This window comes from Phycicoccus ginsengisoli (assembly GCF_054779295.1).
Window position 1 is genome coordinate 80,854 of sequence record NZ_BAAGYN010000013.1, and the last position, 6,288, is coordinate 87,141.

The window sequence follows — 6,288 nt, forward strand, 5'->3', positions numbered from 1 at the left end:
TCGGCACCCTCTCGGCGTGGTGGCAGGTATGCCGCGTGCGCGCCTCAGACCAGCGCGCGGCGCAGGTCGGCGAGGCCCCTCTCGAGCCCGTCGCCCCGCCCCGCCGCGCAGGCGTCGAACACCAGGACGGTGAGCTGGTCCAGCAGGACCGCCGGGCCCAGGTACGGCACGGTCGCGTCGGGCCGGTGGTCGGCGGCGTGGTCGGCGGCGGCGAGGTCGTCGACCAGGGCGCGCACCGCGGGGACGCATGCGAGCGCGCGGTCCAGCGGCAGCTCACGCCACCGCCGGGCCACGCGCTCGAGCTCGGTCGACACCTCCAGCGGCACCGGCGACCGGGGCGGCACGGGGGTAGCCAGCCGGGTCGTCAGTTGCTGCGCATGCGGCCGAGCAGGCGCAGGATCTCGAGGTACAGCCAGACCAGCGTGACGACGAGCCCGTGCGCCAGCAGCCACGAGTACTTCTGCGGGGCGCCGGCGGCGATCGCCCGGTCGATCGAATCGAAGTCGACCGCAAGCATCAGCGAGGCCAGGCCGATCGCGAAGATCGAGATGCCGAACCCGAGCATCCCCGTGCCACCGAGCCCGAACGCCTGGTTCGCGACCAGGGAGTAGACCAGGTTCACCAGCGCGAAGAGGGCGTACCCGATGACCGCCATGACCACCATGCGACGGAACTTCTCGGTGACCTTGATCAGGCCGGTCTTGTAGGCGATGAGCATCCCGACGAAGACCGCGAGCGTGCCCATGACGGCCTGCGGGACGATGCCCTGGAAGGCGGTCTCCTGGCCGGGCTGGCGGAACGCCACGCTGTAGGACTCGCTGATCGCGCCGACGAACAGCCCCTCGAACGCGGCATACGCGACGATGAGCGGGACGCTGATGGTCTTCTTGAACGCGATGACGAGGCCGAGGACCAGGGTCGCCACCACGCCGACGCCCCAGATCGCGATGCCGTAGGTCGGGGACAGCACCCAGCCCACGGCGCCGAAGACCAGCACGATGGCCAGCAGGCTCGCCGTCTTCATGACGACGTCGTCCATCGTGACGCGGCCGGTCTGGACCGGACCCGCCGACGGGCCGTTGTAGAGGTCCTCGAGCTGGCGCTGCGACATCGCGTCGTTCGCACCCCAGCCCGCAGTGGGCTGCTGCGGGCTGCGTCCGAAACCGGCGTAGCCCCGGCGGGACTCCTTGTCGATCCGGTCGAACACCGGGTTGCTGGCCATCGTTCGTCTCCTCGGGGGGCGGGGGGCGGTCCTGCGGTCGACCGCTCACTGCTCAGAGTACGTGCGACCCGTCGCGTGCGTTCCCGTGAGCCCGCGCAGCCTGTGGACAGAGGGGACGGACTCCTCCACCTTTGTGCGTATTCCGCCTGATCCTCCGGGGGGAAGCCCCGGCTCCGGCACGCGCCGATACTCGTGCGCAACCGGGGCTCACCACAGGGGAGGAACGCCATGGCCGGAGGTACGGGTGTGGGCGACTCGCGTCTGCGCTGGCGGGTGACCGCGCTCGTCCTCGGCTGCCTGCTGGCCCTCGCGGGGCCCTACCTCCTGCTCACCCGGGTCGCCGGCTCCACCGACGACCCCCAGGCATCGGCCCGGGCGATCACGACGACGCCTCCCGGCCTGGCACTGTCGCGCGCGCCCACCGCCGCCGTGCGCGCCACGACCGCCCGGACCTCGACCGCGGCCACCCCGCGGACCACCCCCTCCTCCACCTCCGGCGGCGGGGACGTCTCCGGCTCGGACACGGCCGCGGGCACGCCCCTCGGGGAGGCCATGGCGTCCTGCCGGCTGGACTCCCTGCGGGTGCAGGCCTCGCTCGGCGCCGCCGACGTCTCCCTGTCCCAGTTCGACAAGCACATCGACGCCATGAACCTGCTGGTCGCGGGGAAGATCAGCTACGCGGTCGCCACCCAGTTCTGGGACGAGACGCGGATCGGCGCCGCCCAGAACGCCGCGGAGTACCGGCGGTCCCACCAGTCGCTGGACGGCACCCGGTGCCAGGGGCTCGACCCCGCCCTGGCCGACACCCTCCCGTACGGACCGGTCAACCAGCTCAACCAGTGCGTTGCCTTCGTGTCCCGCGGGTCGTCCGCCCTGACGAAGGCGGACGCGGCCGTGACGACGTGGCAGCACCACATCCACGACATGGAGATGCTGCGCATGGGCGACATCACCCCGGCCCAGGCGACGTCGATGTGGCGCAGGAACTGGCAGACGGGACAGCGCCAGCTCTCGGCCTTCGAGGCGGCCCTGACGCAGGCCCGGGCGGTCCGCTGCTCGCTCGACTGAGGCGGTCCGCCGGGCGGCCGAGCTGGTGCCCCCGACGGGAGTCGAACCCGCACCCGGAGCGATTTTAAGTCGCCTGCCTCTGCCAGTTGGGCCACGGGGGCGCGCCCAGTATGCCGGGGCCGCAGGGCCGGTGGGCCGGGGCCGCCCGGTCACGGCGGCCCCTGGCCGCTGCTCAGGCGGACGTGGCCGCCCTGCGTGCCGCGCGCTCGTTGAGCCGGCGGTGTCCGGTCGCCTGCACCTGGATCACCCCGCGGGCCACCGGCGGCAGGTAGCGCAGCGTGCGCCAGGTGAGGTGCGCCAGGACGCCCACGGGGATGACGGCCTTGTTCGCGGCGAGGCCGTCGACGGCCCTGCGGGCCACCACCTCCGGCGTCAGGAACGACGGTTGCATCAGGCGCACCCGGGCCCGGACGCTGTCGCCTCCGAAGCTGGGCGGCGCGGCATACACCTCGTCGAGCAGCGGGGTGTCGACGAAGCCGGGGCACAGCACGCTCACCCGCACCCCCTGGCTGGCGGCCTCGGCGCGCAGCGCCGTCGAGAGGCCGACGACGGCGTGCTTGGTCGTCGTGTAGGGCAGCATCGCCGGCGCCGGGATGAGACCGGCGAGGGAGGCCGTGTTGAGGATGTGTCCGCTCCCCTGCCGGCGCAGGTGCGGGTAGGCCGCGGTGACGCCGTGGATGACGCCGCGCAGGTTGACGTCGAGGGCCTTGGCCCAGTGGCGCTCGTCGAGCTCCTCGAGCAGGCCGCCGATGGCGACACCGGCGTTGTTGACCATGACGTCGAGCCGGCCGTGCTGCTCGACCACCGCGTCGACGAGCGCCGTGACGGCGGCCGCGTCGGCGACGTCGAGGGCCTCGGCGGTGGCCGACGGGCCGAGCCGGGAGGCGGCGGCCTGCGCCTTGCCGAGGTCGATGTCGGCGAGGACGACGGTGCCGCCCCGGGCGACGAGCTCCGCCGCGATCGCCAGGCCGATACCGGACCCGGCGCCGGTCACGATGGACACCTGCGGGTTGAAGTCACTGCGAGAGAACACGGTTCGCCTCCGTCGTCGTGAGGGTGGACAGCGGGACGAAGTCCTCGTCGCGGCGACGGCGGGTGCGCCACCAGTACGACACGGTCGACCCGGGCCACAGCGTCCAGTTGTTGCCGCGCTCGTCGAGGTACCAGCTGTGGCAGCCGGTGGTCCAGACCGTGTGGCGGGACCGGACGGCCACCTCCCGGCCGAACGCCTCCTGGGCGGCAGGCGTGGTGACGGCTGGGCCCGCGGTGCGGGCGCGATCGAGCGAGTCCAGGACGTAGCGCGTGGCCAGCTCGATCATGAGCACCACCGAGTTGTGGCCCAGGCCCGTGTTGGGGCCGAGCAGCACGTAGAGCTCGGGGAACCCGGCCACGGTGACCCCGAGGTGGGTGCGCATGCCGTCGGCCCAGGCCTCGCCGAGGGTCCGGCCACCGAGCCCGCGGATCTCGATCCGCTCGTAGCTGCCGCGGACGTCGAAGCCGGTGCCGAGCACGATGGCGTCGACCTCGTGCCGCGACCCGTCCGCCGCGACGACCGCGCCGTCCTCGACCGCGGCGATCCCGGCCGTCACCAGCGAGACGTCGGGACGGTTGAAGGTCGGCCAGTAGTCGCTCGAGAGCAGGATCCGCTTGCAGCCGATGCGGTACCGCGGGGTCAGCTGGTCGCGCACCCGAGGGTCGTCGACCGCCCGCCGCAGCTCGCGCCGGGCCAGCCCCTCGACGAGCCGGGCGATCGCCGGGAACCGCACGAACAGCGGCGCCCGGGCCTCGAGCTCCCAGTAGGTGCGCCAGCGGACCGCGCGCTGCAGGGCCGGGAACCGCCGGAACAGCCGCTGGCGGCGTGGGCTCCAGGCCCGGTCCTTCTTGGGCAGGGTCCACGCCGGCGTGCGCTGGAAGACCGTGGTGTGCGCCGCGCGGGGGGCGAGCTCGGGCAGCAGCTGCACCGAGCTGGCCCCGGTGCCGACGAGGGCCACCCGCCGGCCGTCCAGGCCGTCCTGCTCCGGCCAGTCGGCGGTGTGCAGGACCGGGCCGGGGAACGCCTCGAGGCCGGGCACGTCCGGCACCCGCGGCTCGTGCAGGGCGCCGACCCCGAGGACCAGCGCGTCGGCGGTCCACTGCCGGCCGTCTGTGGCGGTGAGGCACCAGCGCCGGGCCTGCTCGTCGTACTCGGCCACCCGCAGGTCGGCGGCGAAGACGGTGCGTTCGCGCACGGCATACCGGTCGGCGACGCCGCGCAGGTAGGCCCAGATCTCGCCGGCGGTGGCGTAGTCCCTCGACCAGGACGGGTTCTGCTCGAAGGAGAACGAGTAGAGGCGGGACGGCACGTCGCACGCGCAGCCCGGGTAGCGGTTGTCGCGCCAGGTGCCGCCGACGTCGGACGCCTTCTCCAGGACGACGTAGTCGTGCTCGCCGCGCTCGGCCAGCCGGATCGCCATGCCGAGGCCGGAGAAGCCGGTGCCGACGATCGCCACGTGGTGGTGGGGGACGGACATGCGGGTCAACTTACCATGGGTAAGTTAGCGACGGGAGGCCGCTAGGATCGCCGTGTGAGCCCGACGCCGTCCGACCGCCCGACCCGACGTCGGATGCCGCGCGCCGAGCGGGAGGCGCAGATCCTCGTCGTCGCCGAGCAGGTGTTCGCCGAGCGCGGCTACCAGGCCACCACCATGGAGGACGTCGCCGAGCGGGTCGGCGTGACCAAGCCGCTCATCTACGAGTACTTCGGGTCCAAGGAGGGCCTGCTGTCCGCGTGCATCGTCGAGGCCCGCACGCAGCTGCGGGCGGTGACCGAGGCGGCGTGGGAGGCGACCGGGCCGGGGGCCGAGCTGGTCGACGTCTTCCGGGCGGGTGTCCTGGCCTTCTTCGAGTTCATCGACGAGCACGCCACCGCCTTCGCGCTGATCCAGCAGGAGGGCGCCATGGCGAGCCAGGCCAGCCCGCTCATCGAGAGCATCCGCGAGCAGCAGTCCGAGGCGATCGCCCGCACGCTGGCGTCCGCGCCCGGGCTCGACGAGCTGCCGCTCGAGCTGTTGCAGGGGTATGCCGAGGTGGTCGTCGGCGCGTGCGAGCGGGTGGCGGTGTGGCGCACCCGCCGGCCCGGGACGACGCCGTCCGAGGCGACGGACCTCGTCGTGACGGCGTTGTGGGGCGGGCTCGCGTCGTTGCTCCCGCAGCCCGCGGGCCGCTGAGGCCGCCCCCTACGACCACCGTCCGTGCGCGGACGTCCCGGCAGCCCTGGTCCGCAACCGGCTGCCGCTAACGCTGCTCGACGGTGCTGCCGCGCAGCATCGGTCCGGCCAGCAGGGTGGTGATGGCCGAGGGGGCCGGCGCCTGCGGGTGCAGGAGTGCCGAGACGAGGCGCTGCTCCTGGGTCGTGCCGGCCAGCCCGGCGTCGGGGTCGGGGATCGCGGCCCCTGCGGCACCGGCGAACATCTGCGGCAGCGCCGAGTAGGACGGGTCGGAGCTGTAGCCGCCGACGTTGTGGGTGCCGTCGTCGAACTTCTTGCCCGGCACGGGGTACGCCTGGCTGGTCGGGTGGCCGAACCGGTCGCGGGGGTTGGGCAGCAGGTTGCACGCGGCCGGCCGGTGCTCGCGCCAGCGGGGCTCCTCACCCGGCACGTAGCCCGGCCGTTGGGACGTGCTCGCCTCGACGGTGATGTGGAACCTCCGGTCGCGGAAGGCGTCGTCGATGCGGGGCTGCCAGTCGACGAGGGCCTGGGTGAAGCAGGGGTACTGCGGGGCGTACCTGGCGAACACCGCCATCGTGGGCCGGCCGACCTGACCGACCCGGATGATCCGCTCACCGTTGGCGTCCAGGAAGTCCGCCGTCGTGTTCGCGAACCCCGCCGTCCCCGCCAGGAACCCCGCCAGCTGGTCCTTCCTCGTCACGATCGTCGTGTTCGTCGTGATCAGGTTCGTCGCCGCCCGCACCAGGTCCGGCGCCGCCACCGCATACGTGCTCGCCAGGTCCGCCAACCCAC

At 73.4% G+C, this 6,288-nt stretch carries 7 protein-coding genes and 1 tRNA gene; 2 read left to right on the forward strand and 6 right to left on the reverse strand.

Going from position 1 to position 6,288, the window contains the following annotated elements; all coding sequences use genetic code 11:
• Positions 1 to 44: 44 nt before the first annotated feature.
• Positions 45 to 344, reverse strand: coding sequence for a hypothetical protein (locus ACYVDO_RS18395; RefSeq protein WP_460938599.1), 300 nt, complete (start codon positions 342 to 344; stop codon positions 45 to 47).
• Positions 345 to 364: 20 nt separating this feature from the next.
• Positions 365 to 1,222 (reverse strand): Bax inhibitor-1/YccA family protein, encoded by an 858-nt coding sequence (locus ACYVDO_RS18400; protein ID WP_460938601.1) that lies wholly within the window; start codon positions 1,220 to 1,222, stop codon positions 365 to 367.
• Positions 1,223 to 1,468: 246 nt separating this feature from the next.
• On the opposite strand from ACYVDO_RS18400, the gene ACYVDO_RS18405 reads away from it, so the two are divergent.
• Positions 1,469 to 2,290: a hypothetical protein gene (locus tag ACYVDO_RS18405; protein WP_460938603.1), complete on the forward strand. Its 822-nt coding sequence runs from the start codon at positions 1,469 to 1,471 to the stop codon at positions 2,288 to 2,290.
• A gap of 23 nt (positions 2,291 to 2,313) precedes the next feature.
• Here ACYVDO_RS18405 and ACYVDO_RS18410 read toward each other — a convergent pair.
• From ACYVDO_RS18410 to ACYVDO_RS18420, 3 genes are all read right to left on the reverse strand, one after another.
• Positions 2,314 to 2,391: transfer RNA gene (locus ACYVDO_RS18410), tRNA-Leu, on the reverse strand.
• A gap of 71 nt (positions 2,392 to 2,462) precedes the next feature.
• A complete protein-coding gene (locus ACYVDO_RS18415; protein ID WP_460938605.1) occupies positions 2,463 to 3,323 on the reverse strand; it encodes an SDR family NAD(P)-dependent oxidoreductase in 861 nt (286 codons plus the stop codon).
• Positions 3,307 to 4,800, reverse strand: a complete 1,494-nt coding sequence (locus ACYVDO_RS18420) for a flavin-containing monooxygenase (RefSeq protein ID WP_460938607.1) — start codon at positions 4,798 to 4,800, stop codon at positions 3,307 to 3,309. Before ACYVDO_RS18420 ends, ACYVDO_RS18415 begins: the two co-directional genes overlap by 17 nt.
• 54 nt (positions 4,801 to 4,854) lie before the next feature.
• On the opposite strand from ACYVDO_RS18420, the gene ACYVDO_RS18425 reads away from it, so the two are divergent.
• Entirely contained in the window at positions 4,855 to 5,496 is a 642-nt protein-coding gene (locus tag ACYVDO_RS18425) for a TetR/AcrR family transcriptional regulator (protein ID WP_460938609.1), read from the forward strand.
• 67 nt (positions 5,497 to 5,563) lie between these two features.
• Here ACYVDO_RS18425 and ACYVDO_RS18430 read toward each other — a convergent pair.
• Positions 5,564 to 6,288 (reverse strand): MCE family protein (locus ACYVDO_RS18430; protein ID WP_460938611.1); only part of this gene is annotated, 725 nt, incomplete at its 5' end.